The organism is Hallella faecis (assembly GCF_018789675.1).
GTDB classification, from domain to species: Bacteria; Bacteroidota; Bacteroidia; order Bacteroidales; family Bacteroidaceae; genus Prevotella; species Prevotella faecis.
Genome location: NZ_JAHKBE010000183.1, coordinates 1 through 312 on the forward strand (window position 1 = coordinate 1; position 312 = coordinate 312).

The 312-nt window shown below is 43.9% G+C and carries 1 pseudogene; it reads right to left on the reverse strand.

Annotated elements, in window-relative coordinates:
• Positions 1–286: pseudogene (locus tag KM934_RS13050) on the reverse strand (IS4-like element ISBthe3 family transposase); the annotation flags it as partial.
• Positions 287–312: the final 26 nt, after the last annotated feature.

The following is a 312-nucleotide window of genomic DNA, read 5'->3' on the forward strand; positions in this document are numbered from 1 at the left end:
AGCCTGACCATGCTCCGAGTCTTGCAACAATCCATGCTATCCATGGCAGTGAGCCTTCTTTGAAAGGATTCTTCTGCTTCAATGTTCTGCCATTCACCATGGTAGACAAGAGTTTTGCCGCCTCAATATCGTTTTTACTAAACATTATTGAGGCAGGCACGGCTTGGTATTTGTCCGCAAGGTCAAAAGCGTGTTTCAGAGAAATGCAATACAATGCGGCATATGCAGAAAAGAGGATGTTCTTCTCTACACTCGTTGTATCCTCAAGCTGTATGTCCTCTATCATGAATCCTTTCTTCTTCAGCAGTCTGA